This window comes from Streptomyces sp. NPDC005435 (genome assembly GCF_040703155.1).
In the GTDB taxonomy this organism is placed as follows: domain Bacteria; phylum Actinomycetota; class Actinomycetes; order Streptomycetales; family Streptomycetaceae; genus Streptomyces.
The window spans coordinates 94,630-116,315 of record NZ_JBEXEQ010000004.1; the positions used below are offsets into that span (position 1 = coordinate 94,630).

20 protein-coding genes, 1 tRNA gene and 1 pseudogene are annotated in these 21,686 nt (G+C 70.6%); 8 read left to right on the plus strand and 14 right to left on the minus strand.

Annotated elements, in window-relative coordinates; genetic code table 11:
- Positions 1-230: 230 nt before the first annotated feature.
- Entirely contained in the window at positions 231-1,073 is an 843-nt protein-coding gene (locus tag AB0898_RS06810; RefSeq protein ID WP_366801749.1) for an SDR family NAD(P)-dependent oxidoreductase, read from the minus strand.
- Positions 1,074-1,095: 22 nt separating this feature from the next.
- Positions 1,096-1,443 (minus strand): nuclear transport factor 2 family protein, encoded by a 348-nt coding sequence (locus AB0898_RS06815; RefSeq protein WP_366801750.1) that lies wholly within the window; start codon positions 1,441-1,443, stop codon positions 1,096-1,098.
- Between the two features lie 111 nt (positions 1,444-1,554).
- Between AB0898_RS06815 and AB0898_RS06820 the strand changes: the two genes are divergently transcribed.
- Both AB0898_RS06820 and AB0898_RS06825 read left to right on the plus strand, forming a co-directional pair.
- The gene (locus AB0898_RS06820) at positions 1,555-2,082 is read left to right on the plus strand and encodes a helix-turn-helix domain-containing protein (RefSeq protein ID WP_366801751.1); all 528 of its coding nucleotides are present in this window, start codon (positions 1,555-1,557) and stop codon (positions 2,080-2,082) included.
- Positions 2,083-2,149: 67 nt separating this feature from the next.
- A complete protein-coding gene (locus AB0898_RS06825; protein ID WP_366801752.1) occupies positions 2,150-2,554 on the plus strand; it encodes a globin in 405 nt (134 codons plus the stop codon).
- Positions 2,555-2,566: 12 nt separating this feature from the next.
- On the opposite strand, the gene AB0898_RS06830 is transcribed toward AB0898_RS06825, so the two are convergent.
- From AB0898_RS06830 to ettA, 3 genes are read right to left on the minus strand one after another with little or no spacing between them, the layout of a single operon-like run.
- Positions 2,567-3,244 (minus strand): hypothetical protein, encoded by a 678-nt coding sequence (locus AB0898_RS06830; protein WP_366801753.1) that lies wholly within the window; start codon positions 3,242-3,244, stop codon positions 2,567-2,569.
- Positions 3,241-3,675 (minus strand): thioesterase family protein, encoded by a 435-nt coding sequence (locus tag AB0898_RS06835; protein ID WP_366801754.1) that lies wholly within the window; start codon positions 3,673-3,675, stop codon positions 3,241-3,243. Before AB0898_RS06835 ends, AB0898_RS06830 begins: the two co-directional genes overlap by 4 nt.
- A 7-nt stretch (positions 3,676-3,682) precedes the next feature.
- Positions 3,683-5,347 carry an energy-dependent translational throttle protein EttA gene (gene ettA, locus AB0898_RS06840; protein ID WP_366801755.1) on the minus strand — a complete coding sequence of 555 codons (1,665 nt, stop codon included), beginning with the start codon at positions 5,345-5,347 and terminating at the stop codon, positions 3,683-3,685.
- Positions 5,348-5,700: 353 nt separating this feature from the next.
- Between ettA and AB0898_RS06845 the strand changes: the two genes are divergently transcribed.
- Positions 5,701-6,654, plus strand: a complete 954-nt coding sequence (locus AB0898_RS06845) for an SDR family oxidoreductase (protein ID WP_366801756.1) — start codon at positions 5,701-5,703, stop codon at positions 6,652-6,654.
- Here AB0898_RS06845 and AB0898_RS06850 read toward each other — a convergent pair.
- The 6 genes from AB0898_RS06850 to AB0898_RS06875 form a co-directional block, all read right to left on the minus strand.
- Positions 6,645-7,679, minus strand: coding sequence for a WYL domain-containing protein (locus AB0898_RS06850; RefSeq protein WP_366801757.1), 1,035 nt, complete (start codon positions 7,677-7,679; stop codon positions 6,645-6,647). The two genes, AB0898_RS06845 and AB0898_RS06850, sit on opposite strands and share 10 nt — an antisense overlap.
- A 34-nt stretch (positions 7,680-7,713) precedes the next feature.
- Positions 7,714-8,301, minus strand: a complete 588-nt coding sequence (locus AB0898_RS06855; RefSeq protein ID WP_366801758.1) for a hypothetical protein — start codon at positions 8,299-8,301, stop codon at positions 7,714-7,716.
- A 40-nt stretch (positions 8,302-8,341) separates the two neighbouring features.
- The gene (locus AB0898_RS06860) at positions 8,342-9,691 is read right to left on the minus strand and encodes a TQXA domain-containing protein (RefSeq protein ID WP_407078300.1); all 1,350 of its coding nucleotides are present in this window, start codon (positions 9,689-9,691) and stop codon (positions 8,342-8,344) included.
- A gap of 384 nt (positions 9,692-10,075) precedes the next feature.
- Positions 10,076-10,540, minus strand: coding sequence for a single-stranded DNA-binding protein (locus AB0898_RS06865; RefSeq protein ID WP_366801760.1), 465 nt, complete (start codon positions 10,538-10,540; stop codon positions 10,076-10,078).
- A 234-nt stretch (positions 10,541-10,774) separates the two neighbouring features.
- Positions 10,775-12,742, minus strand: a complete 1,968-nt coding sequence (locus AB0898_RS06870; RefSeq protein WP_366801761.1) for a GTPase — start codon at positions 12,740-12,742, stop codon at positions 10,775-10,777.
- Between the two features lie 3 nt (positions 12,743-12,745).
- Positions 12,746-14,359, minus strand: a complete 1,614-nt coding sequence (locus tag AB0898_RS06875) for a dynamin family protein (RefSeq protein WP_366801762.1) — start codon at positions 14,357-14,359, stop codon at positions 12,746-12,748.
- Between the two features lie 271 nt (positions 14,360-14,630).
- Here AB0898_RS06875 and AB0898_RS06880 point away from each other — a divergent pair.
- Positions 14,631-14,703 (plus strand) — tRNA-Arg (locus AB0898_RS06880).
- A 142-nt stretch (positions 14,704-14,845) separates the two neighbouring features.
- On the opposite strand, the pseudogene AB0898_RS06885 reads toward AB0898_RS06880, so the two are convergent.
- Positions 14,846-15,123, minus strand: a pseudogene (locus AB0898_RS06885) (SpdD-like protein).
- 142 nt (positions 15,124-15,265) lie between these two features.
- On the opposite strand from AB0898_RS06885, the gene AB0898_RS06890 reads away from it, so the two are divergent.
- The gene (locus AB0898_RS06890; protein WP_366801763.1) at positions 15,266-16,009 is read left to right on the plus strand and encodes a hypothetical protein; all 744 of its coding nucleotides are present in this window, start codon (positions 15,266-15,268) and stop codon (positions 16,007-16,009) included.
- Between the two features lie 925 nt (positions 16,010-16,934).
- Here AB0898_RS06890 and AB0898_RS31850 read toward each other — a convergent pair.
- Positions 16,935-17,081, minus strand: a complete 147-nt coding sequence (locus tag AB0898_RS31850) for a hypothetical protein (protein WP_407078296.1) — start codon at positions 17,079-17,081, stop codon at positions 16,935-16,937.
- A gap of 118 nt (positions 17,082-17,199) precedes the next feature.
- Here AB0898_RS31850 and AB0898_RS06900 point away from each other — a divergent pair, with 118 nt between their 5' ends.
- Together AB0898_RS06900 and AB0898_RS06905 are read left to right on the plus strand one after the other, a co-directional pair.
- Positions 17,200-17,955, plus strand: a complete 756-nt coding sequence (locus AB0898_RS06900) for a GntR family transcriptional regulator (RefSeq protein WP_366801764.1) — start codon at positions 17,200-17,202, stop codon at positions 17,953-17,955.
- 50 nt (positions 17,956-18,005) lie between these two features.
- The gene (locus tag AB0898_RS06905) at positions 18,006-18,203 is read left to right on the plus strand and encodes a hypothetical protein (RefSeq protein WP_366801765.1); all 198 of its coding nucleotides are present in this window, start codon (positions 18,006-18,008) and stop codon (positions 18,201-18,203) included.
- Between the two features lie 181 nt (positions 18,204-18,384).
- On the opposite strand, the gene AB0898_RS06910 is transcribed toward AB0898_RS06905, so the two are convergent.
- Positions 18,385-19,671 carry a M48 family metallopeptidase gene (locus AB0898_RS06910; RefSeq protein ID WP_366801766.1) on the minus strand — a complete coding sequence of 429 codons (1,287 nt, stop codon included), beginning with the start codon at positions 19,669-19,671 and terminating at the stop codon, positions 18,385-18,387.
- 369 nt (positions 19,672-20,040) lie between these two features.
- Here AB0898_RS06910 and AB0898_RS06915 point away from each other — a divergent pair, with 369 nt between their 5' ends.
- On the plus strand, positions 20,041-21,297 hold the full coding sequence (locus AB0898_RS06915; protein ID WP_366801767.1) for a hypothetical protein: 1,257 nt from the start codon (positions 20,041-20,043) through the stop codon (positions 21,295-21,297).
- Positions 21,298-21,686 lie beyond the last annotated feature (389 nt).

Genomic DNA, 21,686 nt, shown 5'->3' on the forward strand with positions numbered 1-21,686 from the left:
GGAAGAAGAAGCAGGCCCCCTCGTCCACCCGTGAATCCGGGACCTCTCCAGCGGGCAACTCGCCATCCGCCCGCGCGGATGCCGGCCGGCTACCGCCAGGGCGGGGCGGACTTCGGCGGGGGCGTGCGGGTGTCCGTGCCCGGTCTCGGGGTTTCGGCGGCGCATGCTACTTCGGCACCGTACAGATGCCGGTCGAGCCCGGGCTCACTCACACTCACCCGTCTCCGCGGCTATTCCCCAGGCGGAAAGTCCGCACCCCGCGAAGCCGCCTCGTAGACCCGCAACTCCTCCACCATTCCCACCAGTTGCCCGTGGACCGCCTCATAACCCCCCGCCCCCAGCACGATCCGCCGCGGAGGCTCCTCCCGGTCCATCGCGTCCAGGACAGCCCGCACCCCCCGCTCCGGATCCCCCGGCTGCCGCCCGTCCTGCTCGATCATCGCCGTACGGACCGACTCGACGAACGGCAGATACGCGTCGACCGACTCGGACACCGACTCGTCGGCGAAGGAGGCGTACGCGTGGGTCCGGAAGGCCCCCGGTTCGACGGCGAGGACGTGGATGCCGAACGGCGCCAGCTCCTCGCGCAGCGCTTCCGTCAGGCCCTCGACGGCGAACTTCGCGGCGCTGTAGTAGCCGAATCCGGGGACGCCCCGCAGTCCGGCGACGGAGGACATGGTGACGATCCAACCGCTGCGACGCGCCCGCATGCCCGGAAGGACGGCGCGGAGGATCTCCGTGACGGAGAAGAAGTTCAGCTCGAAGGAGCGCCGGACGTCGGCCTCGGGCGTGCCTTCGACGGAGCCGTACCAGCCGCGCCCCGCGTTGTTGACCAGTACGTCGATGCCGCCGAAGTGATCCTCCGCCGTGCGGACGGCGTCGCGGATCTGCTCGGTGTCGGTGACGTCCAGGGGGAGGACGAGCGCCCGGTCGCCGTGGTGGGCGGCCCAGTCGGCCAGGAGTTTGGGGCGGCGGGCGGTGAGGACGACGTTGTCGCCGCGTTCGAGGGCGGCGTCGGCGTAGGCCATGCCGAAGCCGCCGGGGGTCCCGCCGGTGATGAACCAGGTCTTCATGCTTCCTCGAATCCGGTCGTCGTCAGGGGGCGATGTCGAGCCGGCTGATCAGCCCGCCGTCGAGGGCGAAGCGGTAGCGCAGGTCGACGGTGCCGCCGGGGAAGTCGCCTTCGAGGTGCTGGACGACGGTGTAGCGGTCGAGTCCCTCGCTCTCGGCACCGACAAGCGTGGTCGTGTACGTGTACTCGGAGCCGGCCCGCTCCAGCCAGCGCGCGATGGCGACGGTGCCCTCGTAGGTCTGCCCGTCGTCCGCGACAACGGCCTGGGGCGTGAACGCGGCCAGGGCGGCGGGGACGTCGTGCGCGTCGTGCGCCCGCAGATAACGCCGGACGACCTCCGGCAGCTCGACGGCGTCGGGGTTCTCGGTCATGGGAGCGCCTCACAGACAGGGACATGACGACATGGCTCGGTACCGGTCACCCGGTCACTGCTAAAATAGAAGCAAGTAACTTCGACTTTAGCAGTAACCAGGGAGAGTGCCATGCCGAACCGGATCAGGCTGGAGGACCGCGAGTGCCCGCTGTCGACCACGGTGCGGCACGTCGGCGAGTGGTGGACGCTGCTGATCCTTCATGACGCCTTCGACGGCTACACCCGCTTCGACCAGTTCCAGCAGAGCCTCGGCATCTCCACCAGCATGCTCACCGCCCGGCTGAAGACCCTGGTCGGCGACGGCCTCCTGGAGCGGCGCCCGTACCAGACGAACCCCGTCCGCCACGAGTACGTCCTCACCGACCTCGGCCGCTCCCTGCGCCCCGTGATCGTCGCCCTCGCCGCCTGGGGCAACCGTCACCTCGACCCCGAGGACCGCTCCATGATCCTCATCGACGCCGAGACCGGCGAGGAGTCCGACCCGGTCGTGGTCGACGCCCGCACCGGCAAGCGCCTCGACGACAGCGAGGCGTACGTCTTCAGCGCCGGTCCCGCGGCCAGCGACGCGATGCGCGCCCGCTACACCGAACTGGACCGGCGGCGGCGTACGCGCCCCACCGACCCGGACGCGTCGTAGCCCCACGGCACCGGGCAGGGGTCCTACGACCCAGGTCCTCGGTCCCCCCGTCTGAGACCATGGACGGGTGAAAGAGATCCGGCGTGGCACGCTTCAGGAGCAGACCTTCTATGAGCAGGTCGGCGGGGAGGAGACGTTTCGGCGGCTCGTCCACCGCTTCTACGAGGGTGTCGCGGAGGACCCGCTGCTCAAGCCGATGTACCCGGAGGAGGACCTCGGGCCGGCCGAGGAGCGGCTGACGCTCTTCCTCATGCAGTACTGGGGCGGACCGACCACCTACAGCGAGAACCGGGGGCATCCCCGCCTGCGCATGCGGCACGCGCCCTTCGCCGTGGACCGCGCCGCGCACGACGCCTGGCTGAAGCACATGCGCGTGGCCGTGGACGAGCTGGGGCTCTCCGAGGAGCACGAGCGGACGCTGTGGAACTACCTGACGTACGCGGCCGCTTCGATGGTGAACACCGAGGGCTGACAACGGGAGTGGTCAGCGCACGCTGACGCCGAGCGCCCCAAGTCCCGCCCCGCGCACGGCGACCGAGCCGTACGGCGTGCGCAGCCTCAGCCAGGTGCCCGAGGACAGCAGGACGACGTCTTCCACGCCGGTGCCGGGGCGCAGGAAGCCGAGCGAGTGCGCCGCGTGCACGGCGCGCAGCGGCAGCCGGGTCGTACCGATCTCGCGGGACCAGATCTCCCGCCCCGTACGGTCCAGTTCGGCGCGGGTGCGCGCCTCGGGGGCCAGTTCCTCGGTGCGGGCGCGGAACTCCGCGACCGACTGACCGACGGTACGGCGCAGTTCCTCCGGGGCGGGCAGCCCCGGCTCGGGCCGCCAGCCGCCGCGCGGCGGCAGCACCCCGGCCCACGGCGGGCCCGTGACGGCGGTGGGTACGGCCGCGGTGGCCGCCCGGTCGTCCAGGGCCTCCAGCAGCTCACCCGCGGAGACGGTCGCGTCGAGGGTGACGTCGAGCCCGTCCTCGTACGGCTTGGCGAGCCGCGCCGCGCGGATGGCGAGCACCTCGAAGGACGGCGGCCGGCCGAACACGGCGAGCGCCGTACCGGCCGCCTGGAGGCGTACCGCCGCTCCACGGTCGTAATGGAGCAGCCGGGAGAGGAAGGCGCCGAGATCCGCCGCCTCCCTCTCGTCGGCGAGGTGGAGCACCGTCATGCGGCGACGGCCTCCTCCTCGCCGGCCGCGCCGGTTTTGCCGCCGTCGTCGGTGTACTCGCCGAGGAACTCGCGCTCCTCGGCGGTGATCCGGCGCGGCCGCTGGGCCTCGAAGTCGAACGGGACGATCACGGTGGACGCCCGGACGTAGACGAGATCGTCGTCCTTCACCTCGTAGGTGAGGGTGAAGGACGCGGCCCTGATCTCGGTGACCCACAGCTCGATGTCGACCGGCGCGTGCCGGTGGACGAGCTGCCGCTTGTAGTCGATCTCGTGTCGCGCCACGACCGACCCCTGCTGGAAGTCCTTGTCCGGGCGGAACAGGAAGTCGATACGGGCCTCCTCCAGATAGCGGAGGAACACCACGTTGTTGACGTGGCCGTACGCGTCCATGTCCGCCCAGCGCAGCGGGCAGCGGTAGATGTGGCGCAAGGTGTGATCAGCCCCGGGTCAGCTTCTTGTAGGTGGCGCGGTGCGGGCGGGCGGCGTCGGCACCGAGCCGCTCGATCTTGTTCTTCTCGTACGACTCGAAGTTGCCCTCGAACCAGAACCACTTGGAGTCGCCCTCGTACGCGAGGATGTGCGTGGCCACTCGGTCCAGGAACCAGCGGTCGTGGGAGACGACCACGGCGCAGCCGGGGAACTCCAGGAGCGCGTTCTCCAGCGAGGACAGCGTCTCGACGTCCAGGTCGTTGGTGGGCTCGTCGAGGAGCAGCAGGTTGCCGCCCTGCTTGAGGGTGAGCGCGAGGTTGAGGCGGTTGCGCTCACCGCCGGACAGCACGCCCGCGGGCTTCTGCTGGTCCGGGCCCTTGAAGCCGAAGGCCGACACGTACGCGCGGGACGGCATCTCGACCTGGCCGACGTTGATGTAGTCGAGGCCGTCGGACACGACCTCCCACAGCGTCTTCTTGGGGTCGATGTTCTCGCGGCTCTGGTCGACGTACGAGATCTTGACGGTGTCGCCGACCTTGATGTCGCCGGAGTCCGGGGTCTCCAGACCCTGGATCATCTTGAACAGCGTGGTCTTGCCGGCGCCGTTCGGGCCGATGATGCCGACGATGCCGTTGCGCGGCAGCGTGAAGCTCAGGTCGTCGACGAGGACCTTCTCGCCGAACGCCTTGTTGAGGTCGTTGACCTCGACCACGATGTTGCCCAGACGCGGGCCCGGCGGGATCTGGATCTCCTCGAAGTCCAGCTTCCGCATCTTGTCGGCCTCGGCCGCCATCTCCTCGTACCGCGCGAGACGGGCCTTGGACTTGGCCTGACGCCCCTTGGCGTTGGACCGCACCCACTCCAGCTCTTCCTTGAGCCGCTTGGCGCGCTTGGCGTCCTTCTGGCCCTCGACCTTCAGACGCGTCTGCTTGGTCTCCAGGTAGGTGGAGTAGTTGCCCTCGTACGGGTAGGCGCGGCCGCGGTCGAGTTCGAGGATCCACTCGGCGACGTTGTCCAGGAAGTACCGGTCGTGGGTGATGGCCACGACGGTGCCCGGGTACTTGGCCAGGTGCTGCTCCAGCCAGTTCACCGACTCGGCGTCGAGGTGGTTGGTGGGCTCGTCGAGGAGCAGCAGGTCGGGCTGCTCCAGGAGCAGCTTGCAGAGCGCGACGCGGCGCTTCTCGCCACCGGAGAGCTTGGTGACCTTCCAGTCGCCGGGCGGGCAGCCCAGCGCGTCCATGGCCTGCTCCAGCTGGGCGTCGAGGTCCCAGGCGTTGGCGTGGTCCAGCTCCTCCTGGAGCTTGCCCATCTCGTCGAGCAGCGCGTCGGAGTAGTCGGTCGCCATCAGCTCGGCGATCTCGTTGAACCGGTCGAGCTTGCCCTTGATCCCGGCGACGCCGTCCTGGACGTTCTCCAGGACCGTCTTCTCCTCGTTCAGCGGGGGCTCCTGGAGCAGGATGCCGACGCTGTAGCCGGGCGACAGGAAGGCGTCACCGTTCGACGGCTGCTGCAGTCCCGCCATGATCTGCAGGACGGTCGACTTGCCCGCGCCGTTCGGTCCGACGACACCGATCTTCGCCCCCGGGAGGAAGCTCAGGGTGACGTCGTCGAGGATCACCTTGTCGCCGTGCGCTTTGCGCGCCTTGCGCATGGTGTAGATGTACTCAGCCAAGAGAAACCGTCCGGCAGCTTGAAATCTGGCAGTGGGCAGTACCTCCCATCTTGCCGTACGGCAAGGCTTCCGCGGAAACGCGTATCGACCGGGGGTTGTGACCTGCGGCTTTGCCGCTGCCGAAGGTGCCTCTTCTGTCACTGTCGGTGGCCAGGTGTCCTCCGGCGTCCGGTGAGGACCCCGGCGGCCATGGGGGCGGGAATGGAAAGGTCCCCGGGCTTCGGCCCCGGGACCCCGGTAGCGCCGGCGTACCGCCCCCCTCCCGCCGGTTCCCTGGCTCGGGCACCACGGGAATCCGGCACCGCCGAAAAAGGTGACGTGAACTGTCACCTTTGGCGTGCACCGTGGTGGGCATGGAGAACGACACCACCACCCAGGACACCGCCCGCCCCCTCACCCACCGCATCGCCCTCGTCGCCGGAGCCACCCGAGGTGCCGGCCGCGCGCTTGCCGTGGAGTTGGGCCGCGCCGGGGCCACCGTCTACGTCACCGGCCGCACCACGCGCGACCGCGTCAGCGAGGTCGGCAGGGCGACGGAGACCATCGAGGAGACCGCGGAGCTGGTCGGCGCGGCCGGGGGCGCCGGGATCGCCGTCCCCACCGATCATCTGGAGGAGGACCAGGTACGGGCCCTCGTCGAGCGGATCGACCGGGAGCAGGGGCGGCTGGACATCCTCGTCAACGACCTCTGGGGCGGCGAGCATCTGCTCGTCGGTTCGGTGTTCGGGAAGAAGAGCTGGGAGACGCCGCTCGCGGACGGGCTGCGGATTCTGGAGCTGGGGGTGCGGTCGCATGTGATCACGGCGGCGCTCGCGCTCCCGCTGCTGATCCGCTCGGACGCGCCGCTGCTGGTGGAGGTCACCGACGGCACGGCGGAGTTCAACCGCCGCTACCGCGACAACCTCTACTACGACCTCGCGAAAACCGCCCCGATCCGGATCGCCTTCGGGCTGGGCGAGGAGCTGGCGGCGTACGGGGGTACGGCGGTCGCGGTGACGCCGGGCTTCCTGCGCTCCGAGCAGATGCTCGCCCACTTCGGCGTGAGCGAGGAGAACTGGCGCGACGCCGCGGCGAAGGAGCCGGACTTCGCCGTCGCCGAGTCGCCGTACTACCTCGCCCGCGCGGTCGCCGCCCTCGCCGCCGACCCGGAGCGGGCGGCCCGCTGGAACCGCGAGTCCACCTCCAGCGCGGAACTCGCCAAGGTCTACGGCGTACGGGACGTGGACGGCAGCCGGCCGGACGCGTGGGCGTACTTCGACGAGGTCAAGTTCCGCGGGCAGCCCGGCACCCCGGACGACTACCGCTGATCGTCCACATCCACGCCGTACAGCTCGGCCAGCGCCCGCGCCCGCTCACGGAAGCGGGCGCGCAGGCCCGCCGGGGCCAGCACCTCCACCTCCGCGCCCAGCTCGGCCAGTTGGGCGAAGGCGACGTCCTCCGCCTCCACCGGCAGGTCGAGCGTGACCCGCCCGGCGTCGTCGGGCGCGCTCGCGGAGCCCAGCGCCTCACCGACACCTGCCGCGTCCACCACGGCGGGCAGCCGGCGCAGCCCCCGCTCCGTCACGCGCACGGTGACGGTCGTCCGCAGCAGGGCCCGGGCGAACCCGGCGGCCTGGGCCCGCCAGTGCGCGGCCAGGTCGAAGGACGCATCGCGGACGAAGGGTTCGTCGAGGCCGAGGGCCAGGTCCAGCGCCGTCACGCGGTCGACGCGGTACGTACGCCAGGCACCGTCCCGGCCCCGCCCCTCCCCCGGCACGCGCCCCACGACGTACCAGACCCCCGCCTTCAGCACGAGCCCGTACGGCTCCAGCAGCCGCGTCACCGTGTCCGGCGCCGCCCCGTCCCGCCCCGGCCGCGCGTACGCCAGCTCGACCGTACGGTCCGACCACACGGCCCGGGCCAGCTCCGGCAGCGACTCCGGTACCGACGGCTCCCGGAACCACGCCGGCGCGTCCAGATGGAACCGCCGCACCGACGACTCGGCCGCCTCCCGCAGCGACGGCAACAGGGTCGCCGACAGCTTCAGCCGGGCCGCGTCCGCCGCCCCCGCCAGCCCGAGGTCCCGCAGCGCGGTCGGCAGACCGGACAGGAACAGCGTCTCCGCCTCACTGGGATGCAGCGTGGTCAGCCGCGTCCGGTGCCCCGGCGCCAGCCGGTACCCGCCCCCACGCCCCCGCTCGGCCCGGACCGGCACCCCCGCGTCCTGCAACGCCTGCGCGTCCCGGATCACCGTCCGCTCGGAAACCTCCAGCTCCCGGGCGATCTCGGCAGCGCTCACACCGGGCCGCGACTGCACGAGCAGCGCCATACGAATCAGACGAGAGGCACGCATGCCTCCAGCATCCCGGAAGAGGGGGACGGTGCCGTCACCCCACCAAGCCCGACCAGAACGGAATCGCCGCCTGCCTGGCGCGCTCCTGGTCCTCCCGGGTCGGCATGAGACCGCCGAACTCGTTGTGGAAGTAGCCGGCCAGGTCGCCGCCGTAGCAGACGATGTCCGTCTGGTACATCGACAGTACGGGGGCGCCCACACGGTCCGGGTCACCCGGCAGATAACGGTGGCTGTGGACCGGGATCATGCGGGGGACCTCGGTGAGGTGGGCGGCGGCCACCTCCCGGGCCTGCCCGGATGCCTCCGGACGCGGGCCCCAGCCGGTGTGCCAGTACGCGTCGCACTCCACGTCGGACAGCACGCCCTCCACCGGCCACGCCAGGCGTTCCGCCAGGTCCTCCGGTGCGCCGTCCCGCCAGTCGGGCCAGCCCGGGCCCGTCGGCAGACCCGCGCTCAGCAGCGTCCGGTGTTCCGGGGCGAAGCGGAAGCCCCAGTGGGACTCGACGGCGTCGAGTTCCCGGTCCGTCAGGCCCGGCTCGATCTCCGTCCCGGCGGGGAGCATCGCGAGCAGGGCACGGGCCCGGGCCGGGGTGAGCGGGGTCTGCGGGGTGATCTCGGGCATGGGCGGAACGGCTGGAGAGCCCGGGGACGTACGCGCCCCGTCACTCCCCCGCCTGCGCCTCCCGCCCGCGCAGGATCACCAGTACCGCTCCGCCGATCACCACGAGCCCGATCGCCACTCCCGCGATCAGCGGGGTGACCGCCGAGCCGCCCGTCGCCGCGAGGTCCGTGCCGGCCGGGGTGTCGGCGGGGAGGGCCACGGGGGTGGGGTCGCTCAGGGTCTGGGCGGACTTGGTGGTGATGACGCCCTGGGTCTTGCAGTCGAGGACGCCGGTGAAGCGGCGGCTGAAGCCGTTGGGGCCGGTGAGGGTGAAGTCGTAGGCGCGGTCCTCCTGGAGGGGGACGGACACCGTGGTCACGGTGCCGGCGGCCACCGTGTGCTGCTCGCCCATCAGCTCGAAGGTGAACGGCTGGTCGCCCTTGTCGGCGACGGTGACGTCCACGCCTCCCTTGGCGCAGTTCGTGCGGGCCGAGACCGCCGGGATGGCGCCCTCGGCGGCCCAGGTGGCGGTCGCGGTCGCGGAGACCGTGGACTCGCTGGAGCCGGCCAGGATCTGGGTCTGGCTGCGGGAGTCGGAGGCGAAGGCGCGGCCCACCGGCACGGTGGTGGAGGCCTGGAGGGTCAGCTGGGCGGAGCCGTCCGGCGTGCCCTCGGGGACGTCGAAGTACAGCCGGCTGCCGTCCCGCGCCGAGGTGATCACCTTGCCGGTCTTGTCGGTGATCCGTACTCCGGCAGCGGCCGCGTCCGCGGGCGGGGTCACCGTCACGGTGCCGCCGTTGGTGTGCACGGTCACCGGTCCGAGCAGGCCACCGGAGTTCCCGGAGACGGAGGACGGGTTCAGGGTCAGGGAGGACTGCGGCTCGGCGGTGTTCCGGGCGCTCTTCTGGAGGTAGTCCGCGAGCTTCTCGGCGTCCGGGTTCACGGCGTCGACCTTCGCGCCGTCCGAGTAGCGCCAGATGGCCACCTGGGTGCCGGCCGCCGCGTCCTGCTCGGTCAGCCCGCTCGCCCCGGCCCTGCGGGCGAGTGCGGCGAGGTCGTTGACCTGGGGGTAGGAGTTCTGCAGGATCCAGCGGATGCGCCCGGCGTCCTTGTTGGCGCCCAGCGAGGTGCCGCTCCAGGGGGTCTCCTGGTAGTGCGCGTCCCGCTGGGTCGGGTTGTGCAGGTCGACGCAGTACGTCTGGAGGGTGCCGCCGCCGTCGACGGACATCTCGAACAGGCCCGCGGGGACCGTCAGATCCGTACCGTCCTCGTGGATCACGGCCTCGCCGTACGTCTTGAGGCCGTTGATCGTGGCCGTCGCCCCGCCCTGAGTCTGCGGAGACTCGTCGGCCAGGGCCGTACCGGCGCCGGACAGCACACCCACCGCCGCCAGGCCGGAGACCAGGGCCACCGCACCGACACGGGCGGGCACGGCGGACCGGGTTATCCCAGAGAACGCACCAAGCACAGAATTCCCCTTCGAGCAGGACCCGTTGGACGTGGGGGACGGTCCCACCAGCAGAAATCGGCTGCCCCGAGGGGCCACGCCCGGCATCCTATGGATCAACGCGGGCCCCACTCGCCGGGTCCAGGCGCCGGAGGCCGTTCCGAGCCGCAATCGTTATCGCGGACGTTGAGAACGAACCGGGCTTGTCGACAAATCCACCGGTCGGTAAGGGTGGGAAGCGGGTGTTCCGCGTGTTCGACCCGTTCGGCACCCATCCGTCGATAAGCCGCGGCTCCGTACCGGGCGAGCCCTCGGGGCTGACAAACCATCAGCCCAGCCGGGCTGACATCACGTCACCCCCACTGTCTCGACGGGACTTTGCCCGCTCTCCTCCTCCGGCGGCGGTGTCTCCCACTCCGGTTCCGGACGCGTCGCGCGAGGTGGCGCGTCCGGCCGGGCGGCACGCCGGAACGCCGCCGTACCCCGCGCCAGGTCGTGCCCGATCGCCACCGCGTCGATGTCCGCCGACGCCCAGCTCTGCTGCCCCTCCCGTGTCTCCGAACGCACCTTCAACCTGCCCTGCACCACCACCGGTTGCCCCACCTCCACCGACGCGGCCACGTTGACCGCGAGCTGCCGGTTGGCCCACACCGTGAAGAAGTTGGTGTGGCCGTCCGTCCAGGCGCTCTTCTCCCGGTCCCAGTAGCGCGAGGTCACCGCGAGCCGGAACCGGGCCGACGGTCCCGTCGCCATGTCCCGGTACAGCGGCTGCGTCGCCACGTTACCCACCACACACACCACGGTCTCGTTCATCGCGAACCCCTCCTCACCCGGCGCCACGACGCCGGGCCGTCCCGCCGTACGAGCCCTTCCCGTACGGCCTGCGTGCGACCAGACTGCACCCGTTCCGCCGCCCCCGCCGGGCCCTGTGGACCACCTCCCGGCCTGTGGAAAACCCCGCCACCCGAGTGGGTGACGGGGCTTCCCGGCGACGGCGCGAACGGCGGGCGAGCACGAACCGCAGGCGGGCTCGAACAGCGGAAGAACTCACCCCACCCCCGCCCGCATCACCTTCCCGTACTGCTCCCGCACCTCCCGGTACCGCAGCAGCTCCGCCGCCACCGGATCCAGCACCCGGGCCCGTCCGCAGCTCGCCGCCGCCTCCCGCAGCCGTCGCTCCGCCTCCTGGCCGTACCGCCGCGCGGGCCCCCGCGCCGCCAGCCGGCAGCTCCACTCCACGAGCGGCCCGCCGACGATCCCGCACAGCATCAGCAGCACCGGAACCCACAGATTGGGCGCCAGCACCCCGGCGATCTGCCCCGCGAGCCACAGCCCGCCGACGACCTGGAGCAGCGTCATCGCCGCCTGCGCGAGCACCGCCACCGGCCACCACCCGGGCCGGGGCGGGCGTCCCGGCGGCAGCCCCGCCCCCGCCGCCAGCTCGTCCAGCGACTCCGACAGCCCCTGCGACCCGCGTACGGCCGCCTCGCGCACCGCCTGCGCCCACGGCCCGGGCAGCCCGGCCGAGGCGCGGTCGGACACCGTACGGACCGCCTGTTCGACGCGCTGACGGGCGGTGGCCTCCGTGTCGGCGGCGGGACGTACCGGGAGTTTGCCGGTCGGCGGGCCGCCCCGGTCGTGGTACCAGCGCCACAGCCGCAGCCATGGCGTGCCGCAGGCGCGGTTGGCGTTGCGCAGCCAGGCCCGCTCGGCGGCGTCACCGGCGGCCGTGGCACCCACGGCGTCCGCGAGCCGGTCGGCGAACTCCTCGCGCGCGTCCTCGGCGAGTTCGACGCCCTGCCCGGCGGCGTACACCGGCCGCAGCCCGGTCGCGGCGGCGTCCACGTCGGCCGAGACCCGCCGGGCGGCCGCGCCGCGCTCCGCCACGAACTTGCCGAGCGCGCCGCGCAGTTCACCGAGTCCGTCGCCGGTGAGCGCGGACAGGGCGAGGACCGTGGCGCCCGGTTCGCCGTGCTCGCCGAGCGCGACGCCGTCCTCGTCCAGGAGCCGGCGCAGGTCGTCCAGGATCTGCTCGGCGGCCTCGCCGGGCAGCCGGTCCACCTGGTTGAGGACGACGAACATCACCTCGGCGTGTCCGGCCATCGGCCGCAGATAGCGCTCGTGCAGGGCCGCGTCGGCGTACTTCTCGGGGTCCACCACCCAGATCACCGCGTCGACCAGCTTGAGGATGCGGTCCACCTGGTCGCGGTGCTGTACGGCCGCCGAGTCGTGGTCGGGCAGGTCCACGAGCACCAGGCCGGTCAGCGGCGCCTCGCCCTCCGGACCCGGCACCGGGCGGCGGCGCAGCCGTCCCGGGATGCCGAGCCGGTCGATGAGCGCGGCGGCGCCGTCGCTCCAGCTGCACGCGATGGGCGAGGAGGTGGTCGGACGGCGTACGCCCGTCTCGGAGATCGGCACCCCGGCCAGCGAGTTGAACAGCTGCGACTTGCCACTGCCGGTCGCGCCCGCGATGGCGACGACGGTGTGCTGCCCGGAGAGTCTGCGCCGCGCGGACGCCTCGTCCAGGACGCGGGCGGCCTCGGCGAGCGTGTGGTTGTCCAGGCGCGCACGGGAGAGGCCGACGAGTTCGCGCAGCGCGTCCAGGCGGGAGCGCAGGGCGCCGTCGTAGGCGAGGGGCAGGGTGCCGGGGGCGGCGGAGCCGCCGCGGGCGGGGGCGTCGAGCGGGGAGCGTTCTTCCTCGGGGGCGGCGCTGTCGGTGGCGCGGCGGGCGATGAGGCCGTCGTCCCAGGGGTCGGCGGGGGGCCCGCCGCTCTCGTCGGTACCGGACGACGCGGCCGGTACGCGCGCGTGTCCGGCGCCCTCGGCCTCCGTACCGCTGCCGCCAGGGCGCCCCGCCTCCGGCGCGGGCTGAGGGACGTACCCGCTCGCCACGGCGCCCCCGGCGTGTTCCGTACGGCCCGTCGGGCGCGGCGGGCGGTCCCCGTGATCCGGCGGCCCCGTGCCGTCCGAGTGGTCCCTGCGATCCGTGTGGTTCTGGTCGGCGACGGCGGTCACCGGTCACCTCTCCTTCTGCAGTACGGACAGCGCGGCGATGAGTTCGGCCTGCGATTCGGCGTGGACGTCCAGGGCGTCGAGGGGGGCGAGACGGCGTTCGCGCTCGGTGTGCAGGACGCGGTCGACGTGCTCGGTGAGCAGGCGCCCCGCCCGGTCGCGCAGCCGCAGCGCGCCATGGGGGCCGATCCGCTCGGCGAGCCGCTCCCCCGCCGTACGCGCGCGGTGTCCGCCGAGTACGGCGGTGGCGACCAGCGCGGCTGCGGCCTCGGCGTCGACGGCGGCGCCCTTCTCCAGCTCGCGCACCTCGTCCTCGGCGTACTCCTCCAGCTCGCGCCGCCAGCGCCGTACGGCGAGGCCGATGCGGTGCTCGGGGGGCTCCGGGGCGGGGTCGTGGGCGGTCAGCTCGGGGGCCCGGGCGGCGGGCTCGCGGCGCCAGGCCTCGCGTGTCCGCTCGTCGGCGGCGGTCACCGCGCACAGCAGCAGCTCGGCCAGGCTCTCGGCCAGGGCGTCGAGGAGTTCGCCCGCGGTGCAGTCGAGGGGGAAGGCGCGCCAGCGTTTGAGGGCGTCGCCGGCGAGGGCGGCCCCGGAGCCGACGCGTCCGCGTACGCGCGCGTGCTCGCTGTCGTAGGCGTGGTCGACGGCGGAGGTGAGCCGGAGGGCGGCCGCGTACTGCGCGGCGGCGGCCCCGGCCAGCTCGGGCATCCGGGACTTGAGCGAGTCGAGGAGGCCGTGCGCGGTACGGGCGAGGACCTGGCGGCGCGCGGCGGGGTCCTGGGAGTGGTGCAGCAGCCAGGCGCGCAGGGGCGCGACGGCGGAGGCGGGCAGCAGCCCGCCGCCCCAGGCCGACTCGGGCAGCTCGGGCACCGTGAAGCGGGGTACGTCGCCGAGCCCGGCCTTGTTGAGCAGGGCGCCGTACTGGCGGGAGACCTCGGCGACGACCTGGTGCGGCACCCGGTCCAGGACGGTCACCAGGGTGGCGTCGTACTCCTTGGCGGTGCGCAGCAGATGCCAGGGGATGGCGTCGGCGTAGCGGGCGGCCGTGGTGACCATGATCCATACGTCGGCGGCGCAGATCAGCTCGGCGGCGAGGACGCGGTTCTCGGCCACCAGGGAGTCGACGTCGGGGGCGTCGAGGAGGGCGAGCCCGCGGGGGATGCTTTCGGCGGTCTCGACGCGGAGTACGCGCGCGGGGTGCTCGTCACGGGAGTCCTGGTGCCGGTCCTGGTGCCGGTCCTGCTGGGGCAGCGGGCCGCGGGTGAGGTCGGGCAGGACGCGCATCCCGCTGAACCAGTGGTGATCCTCCGGATGGCAGACGAGGACGGGGGTCCGGGTGGTCGGCCGCAGTACGCCCGCCTCACTGACCCGGCGCCCGACGAGGGAGTTGACGAGGGTCGATTTTCCGGTGCCGGTCGAGCCGCCCACGACGGCGAGCAGCGGCGCTTCGGGCGAGCGCAGCCGGGGTACGAGGTAGTCGTCGAGCTGTGCGAGGAGCTCGTCGCGGTTGGCGCGCACGCGCGGTGCTCCCGCGAGGGGCAGCGGAAAGCGGGCCGCGGCGACACGGTCGCGCAGGGCGGAGAGTGTGTCGAGCAGCTGGGGCCGTACGTCCAAGGTCACCACATGTGAAGAATGCCCAATTTTGAGGGAATTCTGAAGCATATGGATACGTCTGCGCGCCGACAGAACAGAACGGACGGACGGGACGACTGGGGCACCGGCACAGTCCAGGCATAACGAGTGCACAACACCCGGCGCGTCGGGGCGCAAAAGCGATGCACGATTCGTACCCGCCTGCGATTATCAGGACCGCTTCACCGAACCTCCACACCGAGCCACGGAGGCGAGGCGACAGGGTCGGGATCCAGTCAGCTTTATCCTTGACCCGCATCGGGCCCCCGTAGCTCAGTGGATAGAGCAGGCGCCTTCTAAGCGCTTGGCCGCAGGTTCGAGTCCTGCCGGGGGCGCGTCTGCTGGCCCTCCCTGCGGGGAGGGCTTTTTGCTGGTCAGGGGCGGTTTGGGTGGGCGTAATGAGGCCCCGCCCCTCTGACGATCACGGGAAGAGTCCTGGGCCGTCCGGCTGCCACCAGATTCTGATACCGGAGCCGATCAGCGACGCTTGGCGTCCGAGGCGAGCAGGGAACGCAGGACGACCGCACAGACTGCGACCGAGGCTTCGGTGAGGGCGACCGCCAGGAGCAGCGAGACGAGGACGGCGCCGAGGATCAGGACCACAGCCGTACCACCGCTGGCCATGGCGAGGCCGGCGCCGGGTGTGAGCGGACGACCGGGCGGCCGGGCGCGGGGGCGGCAGATGCCGGCGGGGCCGGGGCGCTCTGACTGCTGGCGGTGAGGGTGGTCGACTCGATCACGACGGTGATCACCATAATGCCGACACTGGGCCGTCCTGAGTTCCTCAAAGCACACGATAACCACCGACGGTGGCAGACTGACTACAGTCGTCGACCCTACTCTCGCCCATAGCGACACAGGCAGTGCTTCGATGGGCTGGATCTGAGGAGCGCTTCCGTGATCGAAGGCATCGTTGGCCCCCTGGTTATCGCAGCGATCATCGGGGTTGGCGTGTTCCTTCGGCGCTGGGTGAAGCGCGGTAGCCCGCTAACTGTCGCGGGAGAAATACTCGTACCCAAGGCCTGGGAGATGGCCTTGCCATCAGATGATGCGTTGCCACAGCACGTACCTCAGGACACGCGTACTTACCTCCCCATGTACAGGCTGCTGCGCCAACGGGGTGCCGCCGATTTCAAAGCGACGACAGTCAAGCTGTTGGTAGAGAACCGGACAGAACAACCACTCACGATCACCAACATCAAAGTCCACAAGGAGCTGGTAGGCGCGCCCTTCAGCGCTGTATGGGTCAGGTACCCGCCTGCGGGCACGGCGGGAGCTGTCGTATTGGATTTCCTTCTTGATGAGTGCATCCCTGAAGCCTGGCAAGCCTCCTACGAGGACTCGATCGGGCACCTGGCACGGTCCGGAAATCGCCCGTTCTTCGACGACAACGTCATCCCGCTTGCCCCTGGCGAGTCACAGTCTCTGTTGATCACTGGCCGAGCTGAAGTCACCTGGTGCTCATGGTGGTTGAAGATTGAGGTCGTCCAGGCAGGAAAACGGCGCGTGGTCGATGTCGTACCGGAAGATGGTGCATTACTCACCTCTGGTGCCCCGTCTGGCGGGTTCGGGCGCCAATTGGAATGGAGCTGGTGCGAGGGAGCAGATGCGAGATTCGTTTCACCACCATGGATGACATGAACCTCGTGGGCGACGGGAGAACCGAATTGGTTCGTGCACCTTACTGCTTGACAACGTCGACGTACATCGGCGAGAACCACGGACACCTGCTGACAATTAGCGTAGGTGGGAGCCTCATGAGCACCCGACAACACACCCTCCCAGGTTGCCTCAGGACGAAGAGGCCAATGCCCAATTCCCAATGCCCCCAGGATGGTTCCGCTGTCACATCTTGCTCTGACGGACGACATCAGACAACGTGGCTGAGGCCCGATTACGGTGCAGCGAGACACACGCGCGCCGGCCCGATCGGCGCGCCCATCGTCGCGGCTGACCTATCGTCGACTGAGCTACAGATCGGCTTTGTGTCGAACTTTTGGCACTGCTGCCCTAGCTGGCTGGGGGTACAGCAACGAAGTACAGCAATCACAGCAGCCGATCATGTCCCGCAACGCCCTTCTCGGGCCATGACGCGACCGTAATGACCGCCACTGCCCAGTGGTGCAGAGCCACGGATCACATGCTCCTGTGCCATAAGCGCCGACAGGGCACAGCGGCGGACGAGTGCAAACACCTGCGGACACTTGCAGCAGGTGAGAGGCACACAAGCCCAAGGTTCGACTCCCACCCAAGTTGCTTTGGGATCAACAGGTCTTCGAGCAAGGTGCCTGGCCCATTCACGGCGGGAGTCCCAACCCGCAAGCGGGGCCAGACAGGCTGTCAGTGCGGAGGGTTGACGCAAGATGAGGGTCGGCGCGAGGGAGAAGGCTTCGGCCGATGGGTCGGAGGACCGTAAGAGGCAGCGATGCCTGCCCTTGGTCAAGGTCCGCACCCTGGCTAGAGAAAGGGCGCGGCAGATACGGTCGAGCACGCTGCTCAGCTCCTATCGCTGATGGCCCGGTCCCCCGACATCGCCCGTCGTGAGGACCACTTTGCGTACGACCGCTCAGAGGGTGCGGGCGTTCAAGCTGATGGCGCGGAGGCCGAGTTGATCGGCCGCGGAGGCCGGGTCCAGAGCCGCCCGCCATGTCTCGGCGGAGACCTTGTTCGGCATCTCCGCTTCGACCGTCGTGTGCCGGGAGTGTTCCTCCACTCGCGTGAGAAATCCGAGGGGGGCAGCCGGGCGGCGATGGCCTCCGCGCTAACTCCCGAAGCGGGTGCAGGGCAGCCTCCGTCACCGGCGATTAGGGCTAGGGGACTAGATTTTCCATATGTCTGAGCAACCGCCGTACCTCCGCATCGCCGATGAGCTGAGGCGCCGGATCGCGGAACGTGTGTGGGAGCCGGGAGACCGTCTGCCGTCCCGTGCTCAGATCGGCCAGGAGTGCGGCGTGGGCGAGAACGTGGTGCGCCGGGCGCAGGAGTTGCTGATCTCCCAGGGAGTGCTGGAGGGTCGCGCCGGTTCAGGCACGTACGTCGCCGAGCCCCGGCGGCGTGTGCGGGTCGTACGGTCTTCGGCGCGGGAGCAGCCCAGTGGCTCGCCGTTCCGGGCGGACATGAAGGCCGTCGGCAGGCAGGGCGACTGGGAGAGTCGGACGGACGCCAAGGTGCCGGCCCCCGCGGACATCGCGGCGCGGCTGGGGGTCGACGAGGGCGCGTTGTGCGTGCGGACGACTTACGAGTTCCTCGCGGACGGCAGGCCCGTGCAACTGTCCACGAGCTGGGAGCCGTACGACCTCACCGCCGGCACCCTCGTCGTCCTTCCCGAGGGAGGGCCGCACGCGGGCGCCGGGGTCGTGAACCGCATGGCAGCGATCGGCATCACCGTCAGCCACGCCGTGGAACAGCCGGAGCCGAGGCAGGCGACCGCCGAGGAGGCGTCGCTACTCGGCATCCAGAAGGCCGCGCTCGTCACGCACATCAGGCGGACGTACTACAGCGACCAAGGGCGGCCCGTGGAGACGGCGGACATCGTCGTGCCGGCCGCGCACTGCGAGATCGTCTACGAGATCCCCATCAACCGCTAGCAGGACAGCTCCGCGTCAGCTCACGGCCCCTGCACTCGTATCGTGATCGCATGCGCAATGAGCGGCACGATGAGCGGCTGTCGGACGACGAGTTGGAGCTGTTCCTCCAGTACCTCCACAGGTTCGCGAACCATGACCTTGACCTCTTCGCCCTCATGCAGGTGGGAGACCTTGAGAATCCCGTCTACGTGTCCTTGAGCAGGAAGCCGGAAGCGGGTGTCGACCCTTCGGCCTACCGGCGGCCGTGAATCGGCTCCGGGTCGTGTCGAATGCGTGTCGATGGCAGGCGACGAGCAGTCAGCGGAACGGGCTAGAACGCAGATCAGCGAACGACCTTGGGCGAACACGCCAAGCGCTTTCTAAGCGCTTGGCCGCAGGTTCGAGTCCTGTCGGGGCGTGATGACGCCCCGGAGGCGGCGTGTGAGGGGCTCAGTCCTCGACGCCGTCGCGCAGCAGGCGGCGGGCCACCTCCGTGCGGGCCGGGGCGAGTTCCGTGGCGATCAGGGCGGTGCGGTGGGTCTGCGGGAGCACGGTGGCCGGCTCGGGGTCTCCGGCGAGCAGGCAGGCGCGTCGGAGGTGGGTCGGCGGGTGGGTGGAGTCGACCTGGTGCCCGCGCCGGGCTCCGGCGCGCCGCTGCCGTTCGTACTCGTGTTCCGGAATGGACGCGGCGTACGTGGTGAGCAGACCCCACAGTTCGTCGGCCCGGGCCCTGACCTCCCGGGCCGCCCTCGAACCGCCGAGGGCGGCCCGGTTGGCCTCGCTGCGCAGCAGGACGTCGAGCGCCTCGACGATGAGCAACCGGTCCATGAGACCCACCGCCGCCTGGGTGGAAGCGGTGCGGGCGGCCAGCCGGTCGGCCAGGTACTCGGCCCGCGTCTTGGCCTGCGACGTCAGCCGGACGAGCAGCACCAGCAGCCCATGGACCAGCAGGCGCGGCACCACGTAGAGGGCGTTGACAGCCAGCTCGATCGGGGACGGGCGCGAAATCGGCTGGAGAGTGCCGTACCAGAGGGACAGGGTGCGCAGCGCCGTGCCCACCACCAGGGTGTTGCGCGTGTCGCCGTTGGCGTAGTGGCCCAGCTCATGGCCGAGCAGCGCGATCCGCTCCTCGGGCGTGAGGACCTCCCACAATGGCATGCCCAGCGTCAGCAGCCGCCGGCCGCGCACACCGTACGTCCTGACGTAGGCGTTGGTGCTCCCCTCCACGGCGATCGCGTGCACACTTCGGGTGCCGACCGTCTGTGCCACCTCGTCCACCAGGGCGAAGAGTTCGGGCGCGTCGGCGCGGAACAGCACGGGCCGGTCGTCGGGGAGGCGGGAGACCCGCGGGGCGAGCGCCCAGGCCAGCACCAGGAGCACCAGCCCCGCCACCACGCCGGCGCCGCCCCAGCCGGCGACGACGCACCAGACGCCTCCGACGGCGAGCGCGAGGGTGGCGCCGTGCACGGTCAGAGCGAGCGCGATGGCCGCCAGCGCCGAGGCGTCACGCCGGGGGCGCGAATCCCGTCCGCTCAGCATCTCCGCGAGCAGTTGCTCGCCATGCCGTCGGGCCAGGGCGCGTTCGGCTCTCTCCAGACGTCCCGTGTCCGGCCGCGGCTCCTCGGGGTCCACGTTCCAGTCGCAGGCGGCGCACCAGAGGGCGAACCGGCTGTCGCCGTGGATCTCCGTGCCGCATTCCGGGCATGACTGTGTCGTCTCTCTGGCGACGGCGGGCATCACGGTTTCCTTTCCCCCCGCGGCTCCTCCCCGAGCCGCTTACCTGCTGGTGCGAGCCGATCTGATCACACGGCGGAGCCACAATTGAAGGCGCGGTCGCCCTACGGGCCGAACCGTGACCCCGCCGCGATCGTCCGAGGGACAGCGCGGCTGACCGGCGTCATTCCTCACGGCAGGGCTGTCGGTCGTTGTGGCGGTGTGCCGATCGGCATGTCTGGTGGGGCTGGGCGGACCGGCCGGGTGAGGCGTTGGAGCGCTGTCCGGTGCCGGAGCTCTTCCGCTGACCTCAGCGGCGGCGGGGCGACACCACAACCCCTTTTCGAACAACCGTACTTGTGGCAAGTGTTCGAAGATCATATTTTGCGGTCCGTGACTATGACACGCAGAGCCATCCTCAAGGGCATGGCCGCCACCCCCTTCCTCGCCACCGCCGGCACCCTGCTCTCCTCGACGCCCGCCGCCGCGGCCACCATCGACGCGGGGCAGTTCACCCTCGCCGCCCGTTCCTCCAACAGCCATGGCGAGTTCGCCGATCTGACGGCCGGTCTGGCGGGCAAGCTGCCCAAGGTGGACGCCACCGCCGTCATAGCCGACACCAATCGCGACGCCATACATCTGACCAGCGCGCCCAACTCGGCCAAGGCGTTCCAGACGGGGTTCGCCTGGGACAGCGCCGACCAGGCCGTCACCTACTGGACGCCGCAGGGCGTCACCACGAGCGCGGACGCCTACGGCAACGGCCTGTACCCGGACGGCGGGTCGAACAAGGTCGTCCTCGTCTCGTGGTACTTCGACGGCGACCCCAGCCTGACGGACAAGGGCGCCCGGCTCACCTTCATCGACTACAGCAACGCCGCCGCGCCGACCTACCGGCACGTACTGCTGGTGGAGCCCGTCCTCACCAGCACCGGCGAGTACTCCTTCAACCCGCTGCGCAAGCACGCCGGCGGCATCATGTGGTACGGCAACCTGCTGTACTTCGTCGACACCTTCAAGGGGATGAGGGTGTTCGACCTGAACACCCTCTTCCAGGTCCCCACCACCGAGACCGAGGTCTGCGGACTGCACACCGACGGTTCCTACTACGGCTACGGGTACAAGTACGTCCTGCCGCAGAGCCACGCCTACGACAACGCCGGAACGTATCTTCGCTACACGACCATCGGCCTCGACCGCGCCAGCACCCCCGACAGCCTGGTCGTGGGCGAGTACTCGTACGCCGGCACCGTCGACTACACCGACGGGGACTTCAACGGCACGGGCGTCGGCACCACCACTCCCAAGATCGTCCGCTGGGACCTCGACTACACCGACCGGCAACTGCGCTCGCTCACCTCGACCGAGGCCGTCACCGTGAACCAGGAGAAGATCCAGGGCGTGGTCACCCGCGGCGGCAAGCACTACCTCTCCGTGAGCGCCGGCAAGACCACGGGAGGCACCCTGCGCGCCTTCAACTCCGGCGACAACACGACGACCGCCGTCTGCGACCTGGCCATCGGCTGCGAGGACCTCAGCTACCACAGCAGCGGCGCCTCCGGCTGGGCCTTCAGCAAGTCCGTGATCTGGAACACGACCGAGTACGACGGCAAGCGCTACGTCTACGCCGTCCACGCCGACGGCTCCTGACCACATCACCTTTCGATCCGCCGGGCAGGGCGACGCGCGACGCGCAGCCCTGCCCGGCAAACACGGTCGGACGCGAGCCGGGCGAAAGCGCGCCAGCACTTCCCTCGGAAATCAGGCATGCAACCCACGGATTCATCGCAACGCCCCGCAATTGCGACTCCCACCGGCGGAACCGCAGGACGTGTGGACGAATTGCACCATCTCACCCTGCGAACTCGTCGCTTCAACGCTTCAAGAGATCCCCAAGCGGGCCCCATGCATGTCCCATTGGCCTGGACATGGCGATTCCTTGATCATTTACTTACTTCACACAACTCTCTCACCTGGGACGTCGTGTGATGCAAAGCGCCGATCACATGGGGCCCATGCACTGAGGGAGACGTGGCGTC

Coding starts and splice junctions, on each gene's coding strand:
- AB0898_RS06815 (WP_366801750.1), bottom strand. CDS start 1,443: ATGACCGAGAACCCCGACGCCGTCGAGCTGCCGGAGGTCGTCCGGCGT.
- AB0898_RS06820 (WP_366801751.1), top strand. CDS start 1,555: ATGCCGAACCGGATCAGGCTGGAGGACCGCGAGTGCCCGCTGTCGACC.
- AB0898_RS06900 (WP_366801764.1), top strand. CDS start 17,200: ATGTCTGAGCAACCGCCGTACCTCCGCATCGCCGATGAGCTGAGGCGC.
- AB0898_RS06810 (WP_366801749.1), bottom strand. CDS start 1,073: ATGAAGACCTGGTTCATCACCGGCGGGACCCCCGGCGGCTTCGGCATG.
- AB0898_RS06845 (WP_366801756.1), top strand. CDS start 5,701: ATGGAGAACGACACCACCACCCAGGACACCGCCCGCCCCCTCACCCAC.
- AB0898_RS06865 (WP_366801760.1), bottom strand. CDS start 10,540: ATGAACGAGACCGTGGTGTGTGTGGTGGGTAACGTGGCGACGCAGCCG.
- AB0898_RS06850 (WP_366801757.1), bottom strand. CDS start 7,679: ATGCGTGCCTCTCGTCTGATTCGTATGGCGCTGCTCGTGCAGTCGCGG.
- AB0898_RS06855 (WP_366801758.1), bottom strand. CDS start 8,301: ATGCCCGAGATCACCCCGCAGACCCCGCTCACCCCGGCCCGGGCCCGT.
- AB0898_RS06910 (WP_366801766.1), bottom strand. CDS start 19,671: ATGCCCGCCGTCGCCAGAGAGACGACACAGTCATGCCCGGAATGCGGC.
- AB0898_RS06830 (WP_366801753.1), bottom strand. CDS start 3,244: ATGACGGTGCTCCACCTCGCCGACGAGAGGGAGGCGGCGGATCTCGGC.
- AB0898_RS06905 (WP_366801765.1), top strand. CDS start 18,006: ATGCGCAATGAGCGGCACGATGAGCGGCTGTCGGACGACGAGTTGGAG.